Source organism: Nostoc mirabile CHAB5784, assembly GCF_020829645.1.
Taxonomy (GTDB): Bacteria; Cyanobacteriota; Cyanobacteriia; order Cyanobacteriales; family Nostocaceae; genus Nostoc; species Nostoc mirabile.
This window is the reverse complement of sequence record NZ_JAIVFS010000073.1, coordinates 13074-34927: the sequence shown is the minus strand read 5'-3', so window position 1 is coordinate 34927 and position 21854 is coordinate 13074. Positions and strand designations below refer to the sequence as shown.

Annotated in this window: 28 protein-coding genes; 16 read left to right on the top strand and 12 right to left on the bottom strand. The window is 42.5% G+C overall.

Translation table 11 applies throughout. The features are described from left to right. Positions 1–226: 226 nt before the first annotated feature. From LC653_RS31575 to LC653_RS46465, 5 genes are all read left to right on the top strand, one after another. Positions 227–4213, top strand: a complete 3987-nt coding sequence (locus LC653_RS31575) for a magnesium chelatase subunit H (protein WP_229498561.1) — start codon at positions 227–229, stop codon at positions 4211–4213. 101 nt (positions 4214–4314) lie between these two features. Beyond that, positions 4315–4764 (top strand): hypothetical protein, encoded by a 450-nt coding sequence (locus LC653_RS31570; RefSeq protein ID WP_229498560.1) that lies wholly within the window; start codon positions 4315–4317, stop codon positions 4762–4764. Positions 4765–5006: 242 nt separating this feature from the next. After that, positions 5007–5225, top strand: coding sequence for a hypothetical protein (locus LC653_RS31565; protein ID WP_229498559.1), 219 nt, complete (start codon positions 5007–5009; stop codon positions 5223–5225). After that, on the top strand, positions 5209–5391 hold the full coding sequence (locus tag LC653_RS31560) for a hypothetical protein (protein WP_229498558.1): 183 nt from the start codon (positions 5209–5211) through the stop codon (positions 5389–5391). The genes LC653_RS31565 and LC653_RS31560 overlap by 17 nt, the downstream gene beginning before the upstream one ends. Positions 5392–5409: 18 nt before the next feature. Next, positions 5410–5538 carry a hypothetical protein gene (locus tag LC653_RS46465; RefSeq protein ID WP_267923249.1) on the top strand — a complete coding sequence of 43 codons (129 nt, stop codon included), beginning with the start codon at positions 5410–5412 and terminating at the stop codon, positions 5536–5538. Positions 5539–5800: 262 nt separating this feature from the next. Here LC653_RS46465 and LC653_RS31555 read toward each other — a convergent pair whose 3' ends face one another. Continuing rightward, positions 5801–6229, bottom strand: a complete 429-nt coding sequence (locus tag LC653_RS31555; protein WP_229498557.1) for an aspartyl protease family protein — start codon at positions 6227–6229, stop codon at positions 5801–5803. Then, positions 6222–6437, bottom strand: a complete 216-nt coding sequence (locus LC653_RS31550) for a hypothetical protein (RefSeq protein WP_229498556.1) — start codon at positions 6435–6437, stop codon at positions 6222–6224. Before LC653_RS31550 ends, LC653_RS31555 begins: the two co-directional genes overlap by 8 nt. A 199-nt stretch (positions 6438–6636) precedes the next feature. On the opposite strand from LC653_RS31550, the gene LC653_RS31545 reads away from it, so the two are divergent. From LC653_RS31545 to LC653_RS31530, 4 genes are all read left to right on the top strand, one after another. Then, positions 6637–6855, top strand: coding sequence for a hypothetical protein (locus tag LC653_RS31545; RefSeq protein ID WP_229498555.1), 219 nt, complete (start codon positions 6637–6639; stop codon positions 6853–6855). Then, positions 6839–7168, top strand: a complete 330-nt coding sequence (locus tag LC653_RS31540; protein WP_229498554.1) for a type II toxin-antitoxin system PemK/MazF family toxin — start codon at positions 6839–6841, stop codon at positions 7166–7168. The genes LC653_RS31545 and LC653_RS31540 overlap by 17 nt, the downstream gene beginning before the upstream one ends. Before the next feature lie 187 nt (positions 7169–7355). Beyond that, positions 7356–7634 (top strand): addiction module protein, encoded by a 279-nt coding sequence (locus LC653_RS31535; protein WP_372478253.1) that lies wholly within the window; start codon positions 7356–7358, stop codon positions 7632–7634. Positions 7635–7675: 41 nt separating this feature from the next. Then, a complete protein-coding gene (locus LC653_RS31530; RefSeq protein WP_229498553.1) occupies positions 7676–8251 on the top strand; it encodes a Uma2 family endonuclease in 576 nt (191 codons plus the stop codon). A gap of 128 nt (positions 8252–8379) precedes the next feature. Here LC653_RS31530 and LC653_RS31525 read toward each other — a convergent pair whose 3' ends face one another. The 3 genes from LC653_RS31525 to LC653_RS31515 form a co-directional block, all read right to left on the bottom strand. Beyond that, positions 8380–8823 (bottom strand): type II toxin-antitoxin system VapC family toxin, encoded by a 444-nt coding sequence (locus LC653_RS31525; protein WP_229498552.1) that lies wholly within the window; start codon positions 8821–8823, stop codon positions 8380–8382. Positions 8824–8882: 59 nt separating this feature from the next. Further along, positions 8883–9170, bottom strand: a complete 288-nt coding sequence (locus LC653_RS31520) for a hypothetical protein (protein ID WP_229498551.1) — start codon at positions 9168–9170, stop codon at positions 8883–8885. Positions 9171–9264: 94 nt separating this feature from the next. Beyond that, the gene (locus LC653_RS31515) at positions 9265–9633 is read right to left on the bottom strand and encodes a coiled-coil domain-containing protein (RefSeq protein WP_229498550.1); all 369 of its coding nucleotides are present in this window, start codon (positions 9631–9633) and stop codon (positions 9265–9267) included. Between the two features lie 168 nt (positions 9634–9801). Here LC653_RS31515 and LC653_RS31510 point away from each other — a divergent pair, with 168 nt between their 5' ends. Continuing rightward, positions 9802–10230: a hypothetical protein gene (locus LC653_RS31510; RefSeq protein ID WP_229498549.1), complete on the top strand. Its 429-nt coding sequence runs from the start codon at positions 9802–9804 to the stop codon at positions 10228–10230. 187 nt (positions 10231–10417) lie between these two features. On the opposite strand, the gene LC653_RS31505 is transcribed toward LC653_RS31510, so the two are convergent. Together LC653_RS31505 and LC653_RS31500 are read right to left on the bottom strand one after the other, a co-directional pair. Beyond that, positions 10418–11041 (bottom strand): TenA family protein, encoded by a 624-nt coding sequence (locus LC653_RS31505; protein ID WP_229498548.1) that lies wholly within the window; start codon positions 11039–11041, stop codon positions 10418–10420. A gap of 101 nt (positions 11042–11142) precedes the next feature. After that, entirely contained in the window at positions 11143–11913 is a 771-nt protein-coding gene (locus LC653_RS31500; RefSeq protein ID WP_229498547.1) for a pentapeptide repeat-containing protein, read from the bottom strand. Positions 11914–12108: 195 nt separating this feature from the next. Between LC653_RS31500 and LC653_RS31495 the strand changes: the two genes are divergently transcribed. Further along, a complete protein-coding gene (locus tag LC653_RS31495; RefSeq protein WP_229498546.1) occupies positions 12109–12375 on the top strand; it encodes a type II toxin-antitoxin system HicA family toxin in 267 nt (88 codons plus the stop codon). Then, positions 12359–12571 carry a type II toxin-antitoxin system HicB family antitoxin gene (locus LC653_RS31490; protein WP_229498545.1) on the top strand — a complete coding sequence of 71 codons (213 nt, stop codon included), beginning with the start codon at positions 12359–12361 and terminating at the stop codon, positions 12569–12571. The genes LC653_RS31495 and LC653_RS31490 overlap by 17 nt, the downstream gene beginning before the upstream one ends. Before the next feature lie 527 nt (positions 12572–13098). Here LC653_RS31490 and LC653_RS31485 read toward each other — a convergent pair. Both LC653_RS31485 and LC653_RS31480 read right to left on the bottom strand, forming a co-directional pair. Further along, positions 13099–13440: a hypothetical protein gene (locus LC653_RS31485; RefSeq protein WP_229498544.1), complete on the bottom strand. Its 342-nt coding sequence runs from the start codon at positions 13438–13440 to the stop codon at positions 13099–13101. Between the two features lie 924 nt (positions 13441–14364). Then, the gene (locus LC653_RS31480; RefSeq protein WP_229498567.1) at positions 14365–15426 is read right to left on the bottom strand and encodes an L-histidine N(alpha)-methyltransferase; all 1062 of its coding nucleotides are present in this window, start codon (positions 15424–15426) and stop codon (positions 14365–14367) included. A 202-nt stretch (positions 15427–15628) separates the two neighbouring features. Here LC653_RS31480 and LC653_RS31475 point away from each other — a divergent pair, with 202 nt between their 5' ends. Next, on the top strand, positions 15629–17407 hold the full coding sequence (locus LC653_RS31475; protein WP_229498543.1) for an ABC transporter ATP-binding protein: 1779 nt from the start codon (positions 15629–15631) through the stop codon (positions 17405–17407). An 87-nt stretch (positions 17408–17494) separates the two neighbouring features. On the opposite strand, the gene LC653_RS31470 is transcribed toward LC653_RS31475, so the two are convergent. Beyond that, positions 17495–17773, bottom strand: coding sequence for a hypothetical protein (locus LC653_RS31470; RefSeq protein WP_229498542.1), 279 nt, complete (start codon positions 17771–17773; stop codon positions 17495–17497). 191 nt (positions 17774–17964) lie between these two features. Between LC653_RS31470 and LC653_RS31465 the strand changes: the two genes are divergently transcribed. From LC653_RS31465 to LC653_RS31455, 3 genes are all read left to right on the top strand, one after another. After that, positions 17965–19767 (top strand): ABC transporter ATP-binding protein, encoded by a 1803-nt coding sequence (locus LC653_RS31465; RefSeq protein ID WP_229498541.1) that lies wholly within the window; start codon positions 17965–17967, stop codon positions 19765–19767. Between the two features lie 38 nt (positions 19768–19805). Further along, positions 19806–20027 carry a TIGR03643 family protein gene (locus tag LC653_RS31460; protein WP_229498540.1) on the top strand — a complete coding sequence of 74 codons (222 nt, stop codon included), beginning with the start codon at positions 19806–19808 and terminating at the stop codon, positions 20025–20027. A 219-nt stretch (positions 20028–20246) separates the two neighbouring features. After that, positions 20247–20798, top strand: coding sequence for a dihydrofolate reductase family protein (locus tag LC653_RS31455; RefSeq protein ID WP_229498539.1), 552 nt, complete (start codon positions 20247–20249; stop codon positions 20796–20798). A 188-nt stretch (positions 20799–20986) separates the two neighbouring features. On the opposite strand, the gene trxA is transcribed toward LC653_RS31455, so the two are convergent. Together trxA and LC653_RS31445 are read right to left on the bottom strand one after the other, a co-directional pair. Continuing rightward, a complete protein-coding gene (gene trxA, locus LC653_RS31450) occupies positions 20987–21325 on the bottom strand; it encodes a thioredoxin (protein WP_229498538.1) in 339 nt (112 codons plus the stop codon). A 215-nt stretch (positions 21326–21540) separates the two neighbouring features. Continuing rightward, complete coding sequence (locus tag LC653_RS31445) at positions 21541–21852, bottom strand: hypothetical protein (RefSeq protein WP_229498566.1); 312 nt, start codon at positions 21850–21852, stop codon at positions 21541–21543. Positions 21853–21854 lie beyond the last annotated feature (2 nt).

Here is a 21854-nt window from a genome sequence, read left to right as displayed (position 1 = left end):
CAAAATATTTACATGAATGTGAGCTAATACTTTTATATAAAGTCAACAATGACAAAGAAATATTTCGTTTTTTATATCGATTTGTGTCAGATATACGAGAAAATGCCCACTGGGCAAGCGTTTTCTGATAAAAAACACATATTGCCGAAGATAAGTAGTTACCTGTGGCTGCTGATGCCGCTAGGAACTTCCAGTAGAGAACACGCATCAAAGGAGCCGAAGAAGCATGTTCACCCACGTCAAGTCCACCATTAGACACATTGCGCCTGATAACTTACGCGGACGTAATTTAATCAAGGTGGTCTATGTCGTGCTTGAGTCCCAGTACCAGAGTGCATTGTCGCAAGCGGTTCGCACGATTAACGCGAGCAATCCTAACTTGGCGATTGAAATCAGCGGGTACTTGATTGAGGAACTCCGCGACCCAGAGAACTACGAAGAGTTCAAACGAGAAATTGAGAGTGCGAATATCTTCATCGCTTCCCTCATTTTCATCGAAGACTTAGCACAGAAAGTAGTAGCAGCAGTAGAACCACACCGCGATCATCTGGATGTTTCCGTTGTCTTTCCCTCGATGCCAGAAGTAATGCGCCTGAGTAAAATGGGCAGCTTTTCCTTGGCACAGTTGGGTCAGTCAAAAAGTGCGATTGCGCAATTCATGCGGAAACGCAAAGAAAAATCAGGTGCGGGATTCCAAGATGGAATGCTGAAGCTTTTGCGAACGCTGCCGCAAGTGCTGAAGTTTTTACCAATGGATAAGGCACAGGACGCCCGAAATTTCATGCTCAGTTTTCAGTATTGGCTAGGTGGTTCTCCAGAAAATCTGGAAAACTTCTTGCTAATGCTAGCTGATAAATACGTATTTAAAGGTTTAGAGAAACAAAATTTTGCACCTTCTACATATCAACAGCCGGTGGTTTATCCCGATTTAGGGATTTGGCATCCTTTGGCTGGCAGTATGTTTGAGGATGTCAGAGAGTATCTCAATTGGTATACAGCTCGTAAGGATATTTCTAGTGATCTAAAAGATCCTCTAGCTCCTTGTGTTGGGTTAGTATTGCAACGCACTCACCTAGTTACAGGGGATGATGCCCATTATGTAGCAATGGTGCAGGAGTTGGAAGCACTCGGCGCACGGGTATTACCTGTTTTTGCTGGTGGTTTGGATTTCTCCAAGCCTGTGGATGCCTACTTTTACGAACCAAATACCAACACACAGTTAGTAGATGCAGTGATCTCGCTGACTGGTTTTGCTTTAGTGGGTGGTCCAGCCAGACAAGATCATCCCAAGGCAATTGAGTCACTTAAACGCTTAAACCGTCCTTACATGGTGGCGTTACCTTTAGTTTTCCAAACTACAGAAGAGTGGATGGATAGCGATTTGGGCTTGCATCCGATTCAAGTAGCTTTGCAAATTGCGATTCCTGAATTGGATGGGGCAATTGAGCCGATAATTTTATCAGGTAGGGATGGGACTACAGGGAAAGCGATCGCACTGCGCGATCGGGTTGAAGCTGTAGCCGAACGCGCCTTAAAATGGGCAAATCTGCGCCGCAAACCGAAGCTTGATAAAAAAGTCGCTATCACCGTTTTTAGCTTCCCGCCAGATAAAGGCAACGTCGGAACCGCCGCATATTTGGATGTATTCGGTTCCATCTACGAGGTGATGAAAGCTCTCAAAAATAACGGCTACGACTTACCAGATTTGCCAGAATCAGCCGAAGCGTTGATGCAAGAAGTCATCCATGATGCACAGGCGCAGTACAACAGCCCAGAACTCAACGTTGCTTACAAAATGTCGGTTCCTGAGTATGAGGCACTTACCCCTTACTCTCAACGCTTAGAGGAAAACTGGGGCCCACCTCCGGGACATCTCAACAGCGATGGGCAAAACCTGCTAATTTATGGTAAGCAATTCGGTAACGTCTTCATCGGTGTACAACCTACATTTGGTTACGAAGGCGACCCGATGCGGCTGTTGTTCTCCCGTTCAGCTAGTCCTCACCACGGTTTTGCTGCTTACTACACTTACTTAGAGCAAGTTTGGAAAGCTGATGCTGTACTGCACTTTGGTACACATGGTTCCTTGGAATTCATGCCAGGTAAACAGATGGGGATGTCTGGTGATTGTTATCCAGATAACTTGATTGGCTCAATTCCTAACCTGTATTACTACGCAGCTAATAATCCGAGTGAGGCGACAATTGCCAAACGTCGGAGTTATGCCGAAACAATTTCTTACTTGACACCGCCGGCAGAAAATGCTGGTTTGTATAAAGGTTTGAAGGAACTCAGCGAATTAATTGCTTCCTACCAAACCTTGAAAGATAGTGGACGCGGTGTTTCCATTGTCAACAGCATTATGGATAAATGCCGGATCGTGAATCTGGATAAGGATATTAACCTGCCAGAAACCGATGCCAGAGACATGAGTACCGACGATCGCGATAATATTGTTGGCAACGTCTACCGCAAGTTGATGGAAATCGAGTCTCGGTTGTTGCCTTGTGGTTTGCACGTCATTGGTAAACCCCCAAGTGCAGAAGAAGCGATCGCAACTCTCGTCAACATTGCTAGTCTAGATCGTCAGGAAGAAGGAATTCAAGGCTTGCCGGGAATTATCGCCAATAGCATTGGGCGTAACATTGACGATATTTACCAAAATAATGACCGGGGCATTTTACAAGATGTCCAGTTATTGCAAGACATCACCTTAGCAACCCGTGCAGCAGTTAGCGCCCTTGTCCAAGAGCAAACCGACGCAGAAGGGCGAGTTTCTCTAGTTTCCCGGTTGAATTTCTTTAACATGGGCAAAAAAGAACCTTGGGTAGAATCATTGCATAAAGCAGGTTATCCCAAAGTCGATAGCGCCGCCCTAAAACCCCTGTTTGAGTATTTGGAATTCTGCCTGCAACAAGTTTGTGCCGATAACGAACTAGGGGCATTACTCAGAGGCTTAGAAGGTGAGTACATCTTACCTGGCCCTGGTGGCGATCCCATCCGCAACCCGGATGTATTGCCCACGGGTAAGAATATCCATGCACTCGATCCGCAATCCATCCCAACAACAGCAGCAGTACAATCAGCCAAAATCGTTGTAGACAGGCTTTTGGCACGTAACAAGGCAGAAAACGAAGGAAAATGGCCAGAAACCATCGCCTGCGTCCTTTGGGGAACCGATAACATCAAAACTTACGGCGAATCCCTAGCGCAAATTATGTGGATGGTGGGCGTACGTCCGGTTCCCGATGCCTTGGGACGGGTGAACAAGTTGGAATTGATATCTCTAGAAGAGTTGGGACGCCCCAGAATTGATGTGGTGATCAACTGTTCTGGTGTATTCCGTGACTTGTTCATCAACCAAATGAACCTGCTAGACCAAGGGGTGAAAATGGCAGCTGAGGCAGATGAACCTTTAGAAATGAACTTTGTTCGCAAACACGCTTTGCAGCAAGCCCAAGAAATGGGGATTAATCTGCGTCAAGCAGCAACGCGCGTTTTCTCCAACGCTTCTGGTTCCTACTCGTCAAATATCAACTTGGCGGTAGAAAACAGCACTTGGGATAGCGAAGCCGAGTTGCAGGAAATGTATCTCAACCGGAAATCCTTCTCCTTCAATTCCGATAACCCCGGAATCATGGACGAATCCCGGCAGATTTTTGAAAGCACATTGAAAACTGCTGATGCAACTTTTCAAAATTTGGATTCTTCCGAGATTAGCTTAACGGACGTTTCCCACTACTTCGATTCAGATCCTACTAAGCTGGTGGCAAGTCTGCGCGGTGATGGTAAAAAACCAGCATCTTATATTGCAGATACAACCACAGCTAACGCCCAAGTGCGAACATTATCAGAAACCGTGCGTTTGGATGCGCGTACCAAATTGTTAAATCCCAAGTGGTACGAGGGAATGCTGTCTCACGGTTACGAAGGTGTGCGCGAACTCTCCAAGCGGTTAGTGAATACAACAGGTTGGAGTGCGACAGCTGGCGCTGTGGATAACTGGATTTATGAGGATACTAACGAAACCTTCATCAAAGATGAAGAAATGCAGAAACGTTTGCTGAACCTCAATCCTCATTCTTTCCGCAAGATTGTATCAACTTTGCTGGAAGTGAATGGACGCGGTTATTGGGAGACTAGCGAGGAGAATTTAGATCGTCTGCGCGAGTTGTACCAAGAAGTTGAAGACCGGATTGAAGGGATTGAGTAGGTTTATACATAACCAATAATATATGAGGCACGGCAATACCGTGCCTTTCACATTTATGTAAATCTTCAAGAGTATAGCTGTCGTTAATAGGACAAAACAAAATGGCAGACTTAACAGATGTCTTGCTAAAACTTTGTGAGCAAAGATGGGCTGAGGTCAAACAAGCAGAGGATCAGAGGTCAGCACTCAGTAATATAATTCTTTTGATTGCCTCAGCTATAGTAGGAATTTTCACTCAAAAAGGACTTGACAGAAATAATCTACCGTTATCTCTACTTCTTATTTTCTTAGGCATCTATGGGGCTATAGGCTCTCGAAAATATCGAGAGCGTATTCACTATAGCCTTTCTATTGTAAAACTCTATCGTGACAGGCTGAATGAATTATACCCTGACGCACAGATTGAAGAACGCAGAATTAAAGCAAAAGAATTTCACGAAAAACGTCACCCGTTAATGACAAAATTTCATCCCAATCATCTTTGGGTGGCGCTTCACATATCAATTGCCGTAGCTGGTACTATTCTTACAATTTTCATTTTAAGAGTGTAATGATGTTACATTTGAAAACAACTAAACATCTAATAAACCCAATGCACCCAACAGCGAGTAGGTCGGGTTAAGCTCCAGCGTTAATTGTAGAAGATATTAGATTACCGAGTTATGATTTGCATGAATTAAAAGGAGACAGGAAAGGAACTTGGTCAATCTTTTCGAGGTTTTCTGCAAAGCGACGCCGAATAGCCCGTCGTAGACATCGCTCCTCATAAACTATCGAAGCATAAAATTAAAGCATGACTATTCATAAAACAGATATGCTAAAAACGCTTTGGGCTACTGTTCGGCACGGAAAAATCGAATTGCTGGAGTTAGAGGAATTACCGGAAGGGACAAGAGTACTAGTGACGCTACTTCCTGATGATGAAACTGAATTTTGGCTTCAAACCAGTCAAACATCACTCTCATCAGTTTGGGATAACGCTGAGGATGATGTCTATGCCCAACTACTCTAAAAATGACATCATTTTGGTTCAGTATCCCTTTTCAGATTTGTCCAGTTCAAAAGTTAGACCTGGTGTTGTTGTAAGTGCGCCACACGTTTCTCAAGACATCCTAATTACACCCTTGACGAGCAAAACTGGAGCATTGCTAGAAGGTGAGTTTGTTTTGTCTGAATAGTCAGCAGCAGGGCTAAACGTGGCTACAGCAGTCAAGAGAGGTTTATATACAGTGCATAAAAGCTTAGTTGTGAAAGTGATCGGCAAGTTAGCTGATGCTGATACTGAACTTTTAGAGCAGTCTTTGCGGTGTTGGTTGGGGTTGTGATAGGAGCCTATGGCAGCCTCGCAAAATTGAGAATTGAATGTTTATAAATAGCGATACCTACGGTAAGCTGCGTTAACGCACTCACTCTTCCACAACAAGCGATGTCTAACGACAAGCTGCTACGCATCTACGCTTTGTTTTTGAGGATTTCTGCAAGGCAACGCCGAATAGCCCGTCGTAGACATCGCTCTTTATAATTATCTTCACCAATGGCTTCCGTCCTCTACATTGATGCGTTAAGTAGCTGGCAACTGCAATAAATCTACTCTGAGGCTAACGATTTAGGGCTGATCTCAAACTGTAAATGTGAACGGTAGAAACAAACATCAAACTCCATAAAGAAGTTAACTTGCCCCAAAATTAGCGGTACATTTGTAGCCTGTGTCCATGCAAATACAAGTTGTACAGGTTCAAATTGCCCAACTACTGCTTGAAGAACCACGACACGCGCCTCGTATTGAGCTAAATTACCTGTCAAACTCAATGCAGTTGTCTGCTGCTCCCATACATAACCAAGCTCAACTCCTACTGAATAAGGAAGCACATTCACGCTTGCTCCAGTATCCAACAGACCGGATGTTATCACAGAACTTTGCTGGTAGATCAAAGTAAGGGGTAGATAGGGGCGGAAACTGGCTTCGCCCAATGCAACATCAATCGGGATAAAGGAATACCGTTGTGCGTTACGCATGGTCTTGAGCTTTAGCAGCTTCTAGCACTTTTAACATAGTATCTGCTGCTTCAACTGCATCATAAGGCGACCACACAGGATAAGACTGATCGCGCTTAATCAGATCGGTTTCCTGTTGGGCTAACTCTGAGATTAAAACCTGCATAATATAAAACTTATCTGCTCGACTAAGTTCTCGCAAAGTGGAGATTAATTCTGCTGAAACCATGCAAAGCACTCTAGTAAATCAAGTCTGCTTCTTGATCATAGTTTATTCGTTGGGTTTCACTGCGTTTACCCCAAGCTACAACTAGAATAATCACGTCTGCGACTTACAGGTGAGACAATTTAAGTAGCTAATAATGCGACGCCGAATAGCCCGTTGTAGACATGGCTCCTCATAAACTATCGAAGCATAAAATTAAAGCATGACTATTCATAAAACAGATATGCTAAAAACGCTTTGGGCTACTGTTCGGCAAGGAAAAATCGAATTGCTGGAGTTAGAGGAATTACCGGAAGGGACAAGAGTACTAGTGACGCTACTTCCTGATGATGAAACTGAATTTTGGCTTCAAACTAGTCAAACATCACTCTCATCAGTTTGGGATAACGCTGAGGATGATGTCTATGCCCAACTACTCTAAAAATGACATCATTTTGGTTCAGTATCCCTTTTCAGATTTGTCCAGTTCAAAAGTTAGACCTGGTGTTGTTGTAAGTGCGCCACACGTTTCTCAAGACATCCTAATTACACCCTTGACGAGCAAAACTGGAGCATTGCTAGAAGGTGAGTTTGTCTTGTCTGAATGGTCAGCAGCAGGGCTAAACGTGGCTACAGCAGTCAAGAGAGGTTTATATACAGTGCATAAAAGCTTAGTTGTGAAAGTGATCGGCAAGTTAGCTGATGCTGATACTGAACTTTTAGAGCAGTCTTTGCGGTGTTGGTTGGGGTTGTGATAGGAGCCTATGGCAGCCTCGCAAAATTGAGAATTGAATGTTTATAAATAGCGATACCTACGGTAAGCTGCGCTAACGTACTCACTCTTCCACAACAAGTGATCGCTGTATTTTTGAGGTTTTCTGTAAGGTTATCGCATTGTTGGGCAGCAAAGTATATGCAGCGTTCAATTTGATGGACAAAATCTTGTCCGCTATATTTAAGGTGTACCAGTCGCTTCCTCATTCCACATTAATCAGCATGGACATCACAGCTACTTTGAACAAAATTGCAACTCTGAGTGTTGAAGATAGAATCTGTCTTGTGCAGGCAATTTGGGATACCATCGCGGCAAAGCAAGTTTACCCTGATTTAACCGATGCACAAAAGCAAGAGCTTGAACGCCGAATTGCTGACTATAATTCAAATCCAGATAATGTGCTGACTTGGGAGGAAATTAAAGCATCAATTAAAAGGCAGCAATGAATTAGTTGAAATTTTATGGTAATATTCAAGTTTAATTTTCTATGGATGCGTTAACTATCAACTTTGCTCCTGTTCTTCAAATAACAGATGAGCAATTCTTCCAGTTATGTCAGATAAATGAATTAATCAGATTTGAGCGTAATGCTGATGGCACATTGCTACTAATGCCTCTAGTCGGAGGTTTAACCAGCAACCGCAATGCTGATTTAACTGCTCAACTTGGAGTGTGGAATCGTGATGAGTCACTAGGTATAGCTTTTGGTTCTTCAGTTGGGTTTATTTTAGCAAATGGGGCAATGCGTTCGCCTGACGCATCTTGGTTAAAACGTGACAGATGGGATTCTCTCACACAGGAGCAAAAAGAGAGATTTCCGCCTGTATGTCCTGATTTTGTAGTGGAATTGCGTTCTGATACTGATTGTTTAACAAGGCTACAAAATAAAATGCAAGAGTACCGAGACAACGGTGCTAAATTAGGTTGGTTAATTGATTTAGAAAATCGGCAAGTAGAAATTTATCGCTCTATTGGAGATGTTGAAGTGCTGCAATCTCCTGCTAGTTTATCAGGAGAAGATGTACTGACTGGATTTGTCTTTAATCTTGAAAATATCTGGTGAATTGATTAAAATACGAAGTGCGATGTCTACGATGGTCACATAGCTCTGTCGTACCACTTCGGGGATCTTGCTACACGCAGCGTCTCATAGAGAAGTGCGGGCTACGCCTACGCAACATACAAAAAGACTCAAACTATGAGTGTATCCAACACTAACACTGATAACGCTGGTAAAGACGGCAACCGCGCATCATTTGTCAAGAAAAATGATGCACCGCCACGAATAGCAGTAGCCATCTGAATAGCATCTGGGGTTCTTAAGTTATAATCTGCCCTTAATTGTGCCGCATTTTTAGCGATGTTGGGAAAAACTTCGATAGCTGTTAAACCTTGGGAATTAAATAGAATTTCACGATATTGTTGAGCTAATGCTGTGTTTCCTTGTCGCAAGGGATAGACTAACACTTCCGTGATAGTCAAAACTGATGTTATAACACTAAACTCACCACGAAACATCGCTTTAAAAAAAGCATTTGTAACATCCAAATAATTAGGATTTTCTTCAATAAAGTAAATCAGTAAAGCAGTATGCAAACCCACAATTTGCCCCTGTAGCTGGACTAGCCATTCCATGAATCATATCATGTCCGCTTGATTGCTTATTAAACCCGAAGAACCCCACCCCGCAAAAGCTACGCTTTCGCTCCCCTCCTGCTTGCGGGGAGGGGTTGGGGGTGGGGTTCTTTTATTATGGGTAACTTGGCGGACATGATATCACGTTCCTGATTAACGTATTCTTGAGCATCAACGCCATTCCAGATTGCTTTACCTAACCCACGTAATTCGAGGATACTACGCTTTGGCTTAGGTGTCATCGTTACCTGTTGACGAATTAAGCTTGACAAGTCTTCAATTAAGCGTATTTGCTCTTCAGGAGTTAGGCTTTGAGCTTGCAGTAGTACTTCTTGATAATTAGACATAAAATTTACACTTCCACTTCTGAGGATTCTAAGTCAAATATACACAGACAAACTGCATTTCTTTATTTTACAAACGAGCATAGACGCAAAGCCGCTACACATCCACGCTTTGCAAAATTGAGAATTGAATGTTTATAAAAAGCGAGAGCATTTGCTTGTTGAGCGAGAGCATTTGCTTGTTGAGCGAGAGCATTTGCTTGTTGAGCGAGAGCATTTGCTTGTTGAGCGAGAGCATTTGCTTGTTGAGCGAGAGCATTTGCTTGTTGAGCGAGAGCATTTGCTTGTTGAGCGAGAGCATTTGCTTGTTGAGCGAGAGCATTTGCTTGTTGAGCGAGAGCATTTGCTTGTTGAGCGAGAGCATTTGCTTGTTGAGCGAGAGCATTTGCTTGTTAAGCGAGAGCATTTGCTTGTTGAGCGAGAGCATTTGCTTGTTGAGCGAGAGCATTTGCTTGTTGAGCGACATTATTTGCTAATTACGTTCATCCCGAAACAAGAGATAGAGACAAATCAATAAGTATAAACACAGGGTAAGTATCAATTTCTGAGTTTCAATTAAATCCACATAATTACTCTTATCACGCAGTAACACATCCCAGTATGTTGAAATAGAAGTATTCCAGAAATATCTCCCATGTCTTTAAAAACTCGCGGTTCTGCTGCTGTAGACAAAGCTCAACGCCGTCTCGCCCTGCTTAAATCCATCAATGAAAATCTGGATTTAGGGCACGGATTAAGCGTTGAAGCTTATACCCGCCTTATCCATAACACTCGTGCCACGCTAGAAGCTCATAATACGCTTTTGTCTAATCTTGAGGAATCTCGTAAGACGATAACTCAGATGGAGCAAACACTCTCGGAACTGTCTGAAAGGATGCTTACTGGAGTTGCGACAGTCTACGGCAGAAACAGCATGGAGTATTCAAAGGCAGGCGGCTCTAGCCGAAAGGGGATTAATAGTCAAAAATCTATTTCACAAATTCCTTCAGTTGTTGCGGTTCCCACTATTCAACCCACCCAAACTGCAACTAACGGCAAAGGCAGCTTAGGGACTTCCAAATAAAAAAATACTCAAAAAACTGGCGAAAAAACTCTCTCCTCCTTATTCCTCTGTGTTCTCTGTGTCTGGAGTGGTTCGTTTATTTGGATAATTTATTTCTTGGAAGTCCCTTAAGCAATGTCTAAGTTTATTTTACTTAATTGGGCAGCTATTATTCGTTAAGTTCATAAGGTAGCACAGCTGTGCTACCCTACTTCAAAATCCACGCAGCCTGAAAAAAGTCGCGTTCGCAAAACATCGCATAACGATAAGTTGAATGCACAACAGAATTGCTCGCGGCATAATTGTCAACCAAATTTTCTAATTGTTGTGTTAATGGTTGAAAGTCTGCACTGCTGTAAGTACGAATCCAGTCTGCATATTGATGATTAGGAATGCCATTACGAGCTAACTGTTCTCCCAAAAAGGCATACAAACGCATACAAGGAGACATCGCCGCAGCAGTTAAGCCCACATCTCCACCCCAAGCAGTTGCTAACAAAAAGTCAGTATAGTGGCGGGTAGCGGCTCCTGGTTCTACAGAATGCAAATTGACTCCCCACCCAGAAGCATAGCCACTATGCAGCCGCAGTTCTTCTAAAACTCCACTAGCTAAGTTATGAAATGTGGTGAAACCTAACCAGTCTGGTGCTTTAGCTGCGGCGATACTGTACGCACGGGCAAAAGCTTCTAAAAAAAAAGCATCTTGCCCTACGTAGTAAGCAAATTTAGCTTGCTCAAGAGTACCATCGCCAATGCCTTGAACGAAAGGATGCTCTAGGCAAGCTTGGGCTAAGTCTTGATTTGCTGCCCATAATTCCTGAGATAAAGTCATTTGTCCTCTCTTACAAAGTTCTGATCGGAGGAAACCTCCGCTCAGACTTTGCGCTTTGTCACTTGTCATTTGTTATTATCCTTCTGTTGCTTCAATCACTCTTAAAAAGGGAAGAACTGGAGCAAGACTGAGCCAAGACTTCCCAAAAAGTCAACAAAACTGGGGCTACCAGCGCTTACCTTCTCATTTACCGGTGTTTGCAGTTCTTTTATAAAAGCTTGAGCTGTTAGCGTTCCAGTGCTGTTGTTTTGGGATGTAAACAATTTTTCAGCAACTTGGGCATCTTGGAATGCACCTTCTCTATTTAGTATTTGGTAACGGGCGACACCACGAGCTAAATAAGCATCCGCATATTCTGGTTTAATAGCGATCGCTTGATTAAAATAACTGATTGCTTGCTGTTGGTTGCCTTTTTGCCCTTCTGCTACACCCAAAGCATAAAATTCTTCTGGTGAAGCAATTTGTGATGGTATACCAACTGCACCTTGGAAGTTAGCACCATTCAAGTAAGCACCAGTTAGTTGTGCATTTGCTAAATAAGTATTTCTCAAATCAGCACCCGCTAAATTTGCCCCACTAAATTTAGCTTCGCTCAGGTTGACACCAAATAAACTCGCACCACTCAAGTTTGCACCCCGCAAATCTGCACCGCTCAAGTTTGCCCGACTGAAGTTAGCACCTGTGAGATTAGCACCGCTCAAATTAGCACCTGATAAGTCAGCCATCACTAAACCTGCATTGGTTAAATCGCAGTTTTGACATTGCTTGGTTGCCAATAACTGTTTAACGTGTTCAGAATTTGCTGCTTGTACGGTTGTTGCCAAACTAATCGTGGTTAAAAAGGCAGCTATGGCTAGAATTTGGTTCTTCATATTCGTGTAATATTTCTTACTCAATATTTAACATTAACTGAGACGGATTTATACCTCAGCATTATGATATGAGCAATCTGAACAGTTTGCCCTCTGTAGTTGCCTATATCACTTGTAAATTTGAGTAAACACTTACATCTACCCTGATTTTAAATAAATATGAGACTATAGAAGCATTAAGACAGCCATAAAAACGTGAGTCAGCAAGACAAACTCTTAGAAAAGATCCTCTCTGGGACTTCTGATGCAGACATTCCTTTCGCCCAACTGTGGCAACTTTTATATCGACTAGGCTTTGAGGAACGGATTCGTGGCGATCATCGTATTTTTATCAAAGCCGATGTTGAGGAAATATTGAACCTGCAACATAAGAGAGGAAAAGCCAAAAGCTATCAAATTAAACAAGTTCGTGCAGTAATTGTCAAGTATAAGCTAGGAAGTAAAAATGATGTTTCGCTATGAAGTTATTCTCTACTGGAGTGAATTAGATCAAGCCTTTATTGCTGAAATACCAGAATTACCAGGCTGTGCTGCTGACGGTGATACTTATCAAGAAGCTCTGCATAATGTAGAATTAGTGATGCAGGAATGGATAGAAACGGCTAAAGATTTAGGGCGTCCAGTTCCTCAGCCTAGACCACGTTTGATGTACATTTAATTGATGCACAAGCCAAGTAAAACTGATTTTTTAGCATCATCAGAAATAGGGGTACGACAGGCTCAGGAACCATCGGGGTAGAATCCCCGTTACAAAATGTAATTGCAAATTGCGAATTGACATACTATAGCGACGGTTAGGGACTTCCAAATAAAAAAATATCCCAAAACTGACGCAAAAATCTTCTCTATTTCTCCCCTCTCTGTGTTCTCTGCGTCTGGAGTGGTAGCCTTCGGCAAGCCCTCCGGCTTGGTGCAGTCGCTCATGGGGGAAACCCCCAAGACCGGCTGCTTCACCGCTTTGCGTCTACGTTCATTTGGATAATTTATTTCTTGGAAGTCCCTTATTACGCAAAAACCTATATTTATGATGCCAACGGCAACAAGACCTTCTCAAGAGCGTGGAGCAGAGCGGAACATGGGTTACAAGCCGCCCCGTCATAAAGGACGCTTGCTTGGACTGGGGCGGGGTATCAAGCCCCGTTCCAGTCTCTCCCCCTTTCCCCCTGCTACCCTGCCTCTTGTGACCTATGGTTCAATAGGAAATCTGCGAACTTTCAAAATTTCTTCTTCAATTAATACAATTTGCAGGATAAAACCTTCAATTTCCGAATTGGGAAATTGGACGAGAATTTTATCTTTTACGCTAGATTCCCAAGTTCCCTGAATTCCTTTTGGTACATCATTGTCACCAGGAACAGTAAGAATGAATTCCCCATTTTCTTTGAAATTCAATTTTTCCCGAAATCTAGCAGGAGGAAATGGAAATCCTTCCGGTCTATAAACTATTAAATCCGGCTCATCTTCTTCTTGAGAATTAATCCAAGTTTTAAAGATTTGTGGTGGTAAATGGATTGTTGTGTTAGACATGGTTTTCTTTCCTTGTTTGGTACTGTTGTTGAGTCTAGGATTTACGCACTAACAGAAATTTGATTATGTGCATAAAGCCTTACTTAATTTGGGGTATGAGTAGCATTCGCGCAGAAAACCGGGTTAAGAGATATTACATGAGTAAAACAAGCATTTTTAGAAGCTAAAACCCTTATTTTCTCGTTCAGTAATGACTCGATGATCGCTAAAAAGTCAAAAGAGGCAAGGGAGCAGGGGGCGCTTTGCTGGGGGAAAACTGAGACGGAGCTTGTACTCCGCCTTCCTTCAGGCGTCCTTTATGACGGGGCTTGATACCCATGTTCCAGAATTCATTCCACGGCTCAGGGGCAGGGCTTGCTCCCCCCGCTCCCAGCTAAGTGCCCCTGAGCCATCTTCGGTCAATGACCTTCGTTGTCGGGAGAATCCTTACCTAATAAAACTTTTAAGCTTAACCCGGTTTTCTGTTCTGAAGATACTCATACCCCTAGTCCTGTTATTTCATGTTTAAGGAAACATATATAAATTAATCATTATCAAGCTGATAGCTTTACGGATATTCCTCTAAAATCTTTACAAAAGTACACATTAAAGCAACTACCAGTGTGTATTTTTACGTTTATAGCCGAATGGCACGCTTGAAAAGCTATAAGCTATGCTCCATAAGCACTACAGCTTTTAAAGCTATTGAACAGTATAGGGATGGATCAGGAGATCGTCCTTGATGCAGTGTCATGGAAGCGATGCCTACAGCGGTAAACTACGCCGATGAAGTTGAATGTTCTTTGCGATCGCTCTTACCAGTGATCGAACAGAGCAACTTTAGCAAATGCGGGGTGGGGTTCTTTATTTTTGATTTATGCAAAAGGTCTATTATGTCCGCTTGATTATTTATTAAACCCGGAGAACCCCACCGCGCCAAAAAGGTTAGCTACTGGCAACTTTACAAATCACCATGATATGTGATTTGTATTTGTCAATACTATAGTGAATAAGTTCCAGCCCAGAACGTTCTAACTCTTGCAAAAGTTTAGGGATTTCATACTTATGATGTCGCCAAATAGTAATTTCTTCACCTTCAGATATTTCAATCTTCTTATCTATCCCTATTCGACTAAAATTTAGAGTGTAATTATGGTGAAATTTCATATTAGCAACTATACTATCTGTTTTTAAATCATACTTTCTCACCAATTCAGAATCTTCAGATTTAATTCCAATCTTGCTTTTAACCCATCCATATATTTCTTCTACATGATACTTGCAGCCACCTCTGACGTTTCCATCCCATGTAGAGTTAGAACCAGTTTCATTAGTAAACACCAGAAAATCATTTTTTCTCATGCTATCTCTAAAGTTTTTTAGTACCTCATCTCTATTTTGATGATTACCGATGGTAACACCTAAGTGGAAAAATATTTTCGCTGTGTCGTCAATTTCAAGGGTAGCTTTATTTTGGAATAAATTTTGGGGTACACAACTATTTTCTATGTCAATTGGAGAACTGAGAAACTCGACAAGAGGAAACCATTTTCTAAAATTATTCTTGGATAAATGAAGCAATTCCTCGCTGATATCTAAAGCAATATATTTATTAATTTTTCCGAGTTTATTAAGTCTTTGAATAAATTTTTTAACTGGATAGGAATTTCCTGCACCAACGTCTACAATGTTAACTTTTTTGCCACTTTGAATATTGCCATTCAAGTATTGAAAATTGTCTTTTAAAAGGTCAATTTCTACATTCGATGTTCGATACCATGTTGGGATAACATATTTTAGATAAAAATCGTCCCAGATTTTTGCGCCTCTCCCTTTATAAGAATACTTGAGAGGTATTTCTCGTCTGACTTCTAATGCATGAATTATCCCTAAAACTTCTTCTTCAGAAAAAATAGAGTAGAACTCAGAACTTGGCTTTGCTGTGCGATTGATAGCAGTTGACATATCCGAGGGAAGTTGGGAATTGCTATGAAAATTTTGAGCCATTATTCTTGTTATTTGGTTTTCTTCGATATTTAAGATTAGCCGCAATGCTTGCCAAAGAGGTATTTTCTCATACCGTTGTCCCAAAATTTGAACCAAAATTTGGACTGATCACCCCAAATAGATCCCACATTCCGTACTGGTCAATTGGTTTTTTACCATCAAAATACGAGATAATTTTCCAAAGATACAGGGGTGAATTCCAGTGGTTCAGCAACCAGAACTCCAGGAAACTTCGTCTATACAGTCAATCCAGCGCGTGCTTAAAAGTTTAAGCACTTACCGATGGACTTCGCTAGGAGCATTGGTCAGCCTGTTGCTGTTGACGATCGCAAACGCACTTACCCCACAACTATTTCGGTGGGGAATTGATCAGGGCATCTCCGAAAAAAACCTCCAAATTGTGCTATATAGCGCCGCCTGGATGGTACTCGCCGCGATCGCTCGTGGTGTATTTAACTTTGGACAAAGCTATCTAGCAGAAGCAGCGTCTCAGGGTGTGGCCTATGACCTGCGAAACAAAATTTTCAGCAAAATTCAAAATCTCAGTTTCAGCTATCATGACCAGGCGCAGACTTCCCAACTACTAACCCGTGTCACCAGTGACATTGAGCAGATCCGTACCTTTGTTGGCACTAGCTTGATTCAGGTTATCGGTTCAGTTGTGACATTGGTGAGTATTTCGGTGATTTTGCTGCTAATGAACTGGAAACTAGCGCTGATTACGCTGACAGTAGTACCTCTAACCGGATGGTTGATGGCGCAATTTATCACCCGAAATAACAAACTTTTTCGGCAAGTACAAGAGCAACTGAGCAACCTCAATGCTGTATTGCAAGAGAACTTGGTAGGAATACGGGTGGTGAAAGCCTTTGTGCGGGAATCAACCGAAAGGTCGCGTTACACAACTCTGAATGATGGTCTAGTCAAGGCAAACATGAAGACCATTAGCGCCATCCGTCATACCTTCCCGTTGATCTTTTTGCTGAGTAATTTGGTAACACTGGCAGTTTTCGCCTATGGGGGAGCGCTGGTGATTGGGCGTAGGTTCTCCATTGGCGAACTGGTGGCGTTTAACTCCTACCTAGCGTTGATTCTCCAACCTATTGTGTTAATTGGATTTGCTGCACCTACGATCGCTCAATCAGCTGCTTCGGCCGAACGAGTTTACGAAGTTGTCGATGCGGAGGTAGAAATTCGCGATCGCCCCGGTGCTGTCCCATTTGACACCTGCGGTGGTAGAATCACCTTTGAAAATGTTTCCTTTCGCTATCCAGGAGCGACAACCGAAACTCTCAAAGAAGTTTCCTTTGAAACGAAACCCAACGAACTAATCGCCGTTCTAGGGATGACTGGTTCTGGAAAAAGCACAATTATGAACCTGATTCCCCGCTTTTACGATGTCACAGGGGGAGCAGTTCGCATTGACGGACGAGATGTAACAGATTTCACGCTCAAAAGCCTCAGATCGCGTATTGGGATTGTATTTCAGGAAACCACCCTCTTCTCTGGTACAATCCGCGAAAATATTGCCTACGCAAAACCCGATGCAACCCTAAATGAGGTGATTGAGGTTGCCAAAACTGCCCAAATGCACGATTTTATCAGTAGTCTACCCGATGGCTACGAGACGATTGTGGGTGAACGGGGCGTAGGCTTGTCTGGTGGACAAAAACAACGAATTGCGATCGCTCGTACCTTACTGACCGATTACAGCATTCTGATTTTGGACGATAGTACCTCGGCTGTAGATGCCAAAACTGCTGCCCAGATTCAAGCCAAACTAGATAACTTAATGCGCCAAAAAGCTTGTACAACTTTTGTAGTAGCTCAACGTATTAGCACCGTCAAGAATGCCGATCGGATTTTTCTCATGGATAAAGGACGATTGGTAGCACAAGGCACTCACGAGGAATTGATGCAAACCAGTCCACTCTACGGTGTGATTTTGGAATCTCAGGTAAAGCCGAAGGAGAAAAATTGATCTCCAATTATAGCGGTTCTAGTTTGGACGCAATCCACTTTGACTTCTCTGCTAAAAGGCTAGGGTGTACACACAAGTCTTTTAGAGTTAGCAATGGCATTGGGGACTTCCAAGAAATAAATTATCCAAATAAACGAACCACTCCAGACACAGAGAACACAGAGGAATAAGGAGGAGAGAGTTTTTTCGCCAGTTTTTTGAGTATTTTTTTATTTGGAAGTCCCTTGTTTCGATTAACAATGCCATTGTTTCGGCTGACAATGCCATTGTTTCGGCTGACAATGCCATTGTTTCGACTGACAATGCCACTGTTTCGACTGACAATGCCATTGTTTCGGCTGACAATGCCATTGTTTCGACTGACAATGCTGACTTTTCACGGGATCTAGGAAAACCTCACTCCCATTTCCTTGCTCTTAAGGGGCTGTTCTTGTTAGGTCTGTATTGCACTCAACCCAGAAGCGCCATAGCATAATTACTCTAGCTGGAAAATTTGATCGCAGCTTTCTAATAAAGACTTTTAATCTCAAATCCCAAATCTAAAATCCAAAATTTTTATGAGAGGCACAGTTCCCGTTGTTGCATCTGAGGAAAACGCGAGTCAGCAACTTTCCACCCTGCGGCGCTTTTTGCAATACGTGCTACTTTATCGCAAAGAAATTCCCATTGCTCTGACATTAGTATTTATTGGTGCCGTAACCCAGACAATTGGGCCATTTTTCATCGGCTGGTCGATTGATCACCTGATTAAACAAGGAAATTTGCAGGGACTACTGCTGTTACTAGGGCTACTAGCGCTGAACTATGGACTTAGTGTTTTAGCAATCCGGGGTCAAATTATTCGAATCGGCTGGATTATGCAGCGATTGCTGGCTCAACTGAGACAAGACATTTTCATTAAAATCCAAAGTCTGCCACTCAGTTTTTTTGACCGCAGCGAAGCAGGCGATTTAATGAGCCGCTTGCTGAATGATGTCAATACCGTGAATCAGGCATTTGGACTGACGATCGCTCAAATGCTGGGCAACACTTTGAGTTTGGTTGGCATAATCATTGCTATGCTCTCAATCAACCTGAAACTCGGTTTGTTGAGCAATCTGGTTGTGCCACTGATGATTTTTACCACAAGCTTGTTTGCACGTTGGGCAAGAGCCAGGTTTCGCGTCACCCGACAAACCATTGGGGAGCTTTCCGCCAAGTTGGAAGAAGATATTGTTAGCGTCCGAGAAGCACAGGCATTTAATCGTGTACAGATGAATATCAAAGAATTCGATATTCTTAACGCCGCCAATCGTGATGCCAACGTCGAAGCTGTGGCAATTACTTCCGCCTTTTTGCCCTCCATTGATTTTCTCAACACACTAGCAACCGCAGGCGTGCTGGCTTATGGTGGTTATCTCGCGGTCACCGGATCTGCAACAGTGGGTGTGGTGACAGCCTTTTTACTTTATGTCCAGCAGTTCTTCCGCCCGATTCAAATTCTCAGCCAGTTTTACACCCAAGCTCAATCTGCCTTTGCCGGATTAGAGCGAATCTTTCTATTGCTAGATGAACCGTCAGAACTCAAAGACGCACCCGATGCTACAGAAATGCCGCCTATTCAGGGTGAAGTGACATTTGATAATGTCAAGTTTGGCTACAACCCAGATCAGCTGGTTCTCAAAGGGGTGAATTTGCACGCCTATCCAGGGCAGATGATTGCATTAGTAGGGCCGACCGGTTCGGGAAAAACTACAATTATTAACTTGATTTTGCGCTTTTATGATGTGTCTGGCGGTGCAGTGAAAATTGATGATATTGATGTACGTAGCGTTACCCAAGCAAGTCTGCGGCGACAAATTGGCATCGTTCTGCAAGACAATATTTTGTTTAGCGGCACCGTCGCCGAAAATATAGCTTTTGGCGCTCCTTACGCCACTCAAGCTGATATCGAAGCGGCTGCACAGTTGGCAAATGTGCATGAGTTCATTACCTCACTACCACAAGGCTATACAACTCAATTGGGTGAACGGGGCGCACCCTTGAGCCAAGGACAGCGACAACTAATCAGTATTGCGCGTGCTGTGTTGGTTAACCCCCGAATTTTGATTCTTGATGAAGCAACCAGCAGCATTGACACGCGTACAGAAGCGCTAGTACAGAGTGCGATCGCTCGTTTGTTGCAAGGTCGTACCAGCTTCGTAATTGCCCACCGCCTCAGTACAGTTACTCAGGCAGATCAGGTATTAGTAATTCAGCAGGGAGAAATTGTAGAGCAGGGTACTCACGCCGAACTCATCAATCAGCAAGGTGTCTATGCCAACCTTTATGCCCTGCAACTGGGTGCAGCAGACACAACGGTTCTTCAAAACGAAAAGTAAAATATATATAGCTCTAATTTATCAATGCCAGCAAAGAAATGAAACTACCTGACCTCGATTCACAAACCATTGATCGCATCATTGAAATAGCATGGGAAGATAGAACATCTTTTGATGCTATTGAGGCTCAGTTTGGGCTGCTGGAGAAACAGGTAATCGCTCTAATGAGGCGCGAAATGAAAGAATCTAGTTTCCAGATGTGGCGAGAGCGAGTCACCAAACGTGGTACAAAACATTTATTTAATACCAATTTAATGTGAAGTTGCACATATCTCGATCCCCCTAAATCCCCCTTAAAAAGGGGGACTTTGATAGATGTTTTTCCGGTTCCCCCCCTTAATAAGGGGGGTTAGGGGGGATCGAATTCTATGCAGCTTCATAAAAAATTGGTATAAGCGAGAATTTGTTGCAGGTCGGTTTAAATCGCATAATCAAAAAACGTAAGTAATTGGGTGAAAACTACCAAATTCAGAAGCACAATGACGAAAGTTACACTCTACATTGCAGCTAGTTTGGATGGCTATATCGCTCGCAGTGATGGCGGAATTGATTGGCTATCAATCCTTCATACAGAAGGTGAAGACTACGGTTACACAGATTTCTACGAATCGATTGATGCGATTGTGTTAGGTAGCAAGACGTATGAAGTAGGGCTTGGTTTTGATGAATGGCCTTATCCAGAAAAAAAATCCTTCGTTTTCACCCAGCGCCCTCTCCAATCTGACCGTGAGGACGTTACATTTGTTTCTGATACAGTGAAGTCCGCCTTAGCAAATATAGAGGCTCAAGGTTATGAAAACATCTGGTTAGTTGGTGGCGGAGCATTAATCAATTCGTTTCTTCAGCACAGCTTGATTGACGAATATATTATTTCAACTATTCCAATTATCTTAGGTGGCGGTATACAGCTTTTCCCACCGCCTAGCCCTGAAGAAGAATTGGAACTGATTAGCTCAAAACAATATTCTACCGGCTTACTTCAAGCACATTATAGGCGAAAACAGAAGGTTGAAAAAATTCATAATTCATAATTACGTGACTGCCATCATTAGGCAGTGGAATCATATCATGTTCAGTTTAACACTTATCATTATGATTGACGCGAGGAAACTTTAATGATATGTGATTAGCTAGAGTTGATATCAAACCCCTTTTAATTACGAATTACGTTAGCGCAGCGTTAGCGAGTCCTCGAGCGTCATTACGAATTACGAATTAGCTAAAGAAGCTTCTGAACAGCGTTGCTGAAGTCCTCGTAGGGTGAAACTCCTACGATAGTTTCTGCTAAAACACCATCTTTAAACATTAAAACTGCTGGAATACTGCGAAGACCGAATCTTTTGAAAATTGGCTTGTTGCTGTCAACATCTACCTTAACGACTTTGGCGCGACCTTTGTATTCCTCGGCAAGTTGATCCATTAACGGACTGATCAGGCGACAGGGGCCACACCAAGTAGCAGTAAAATCAACAACAACAACTTTCTCTTCACTTCCAGTTAAAACAGTATCAAATTCACTTTCTTGAACGTAAGCAACGATGTGAGTATCTGTAGACATTTTTTAATCCTTTAGTGTCAAACTAAAATTTCAGCAAAAAGCTAACTATACAAACTATACTCCCTTCTGCCTGTCAGATTCACCAGTCACCTACATTGGTGAACCCCCACACATAACTTTTGCTTAGTAGCGTGGATTTAATAATCTACAATTTTCTTACATAGGGTGCGTTAATGCACCCTACCAACCGACCTAATCCAAAAGGGGTAGAGCCGTCAAGAGTCATTCTCTGAAGAGAATAGTTCTAACAACCCAATTGTGCCTACGAAAAAAGTATAAGTAGCATATTTTATTGGCATCTTTTTTCTTGAAGGTGCATAAAAAGCTGCTATAATACTCTCGAGAAAATGGCTAGTCATAGCAAAACGTTCAATCCAAAAAATTGGATTAAGGCTGCTTGGTAGATTAGTATTAGTTATTGCTGCATAAATATTCCATGATTCCAATCCAATTGCGCTTGTTATAAGCATTGTGGATATAATTTTTACAAAAGTAAAAACGTTTCTTTTTATAAGTTTTAAGTTCATAA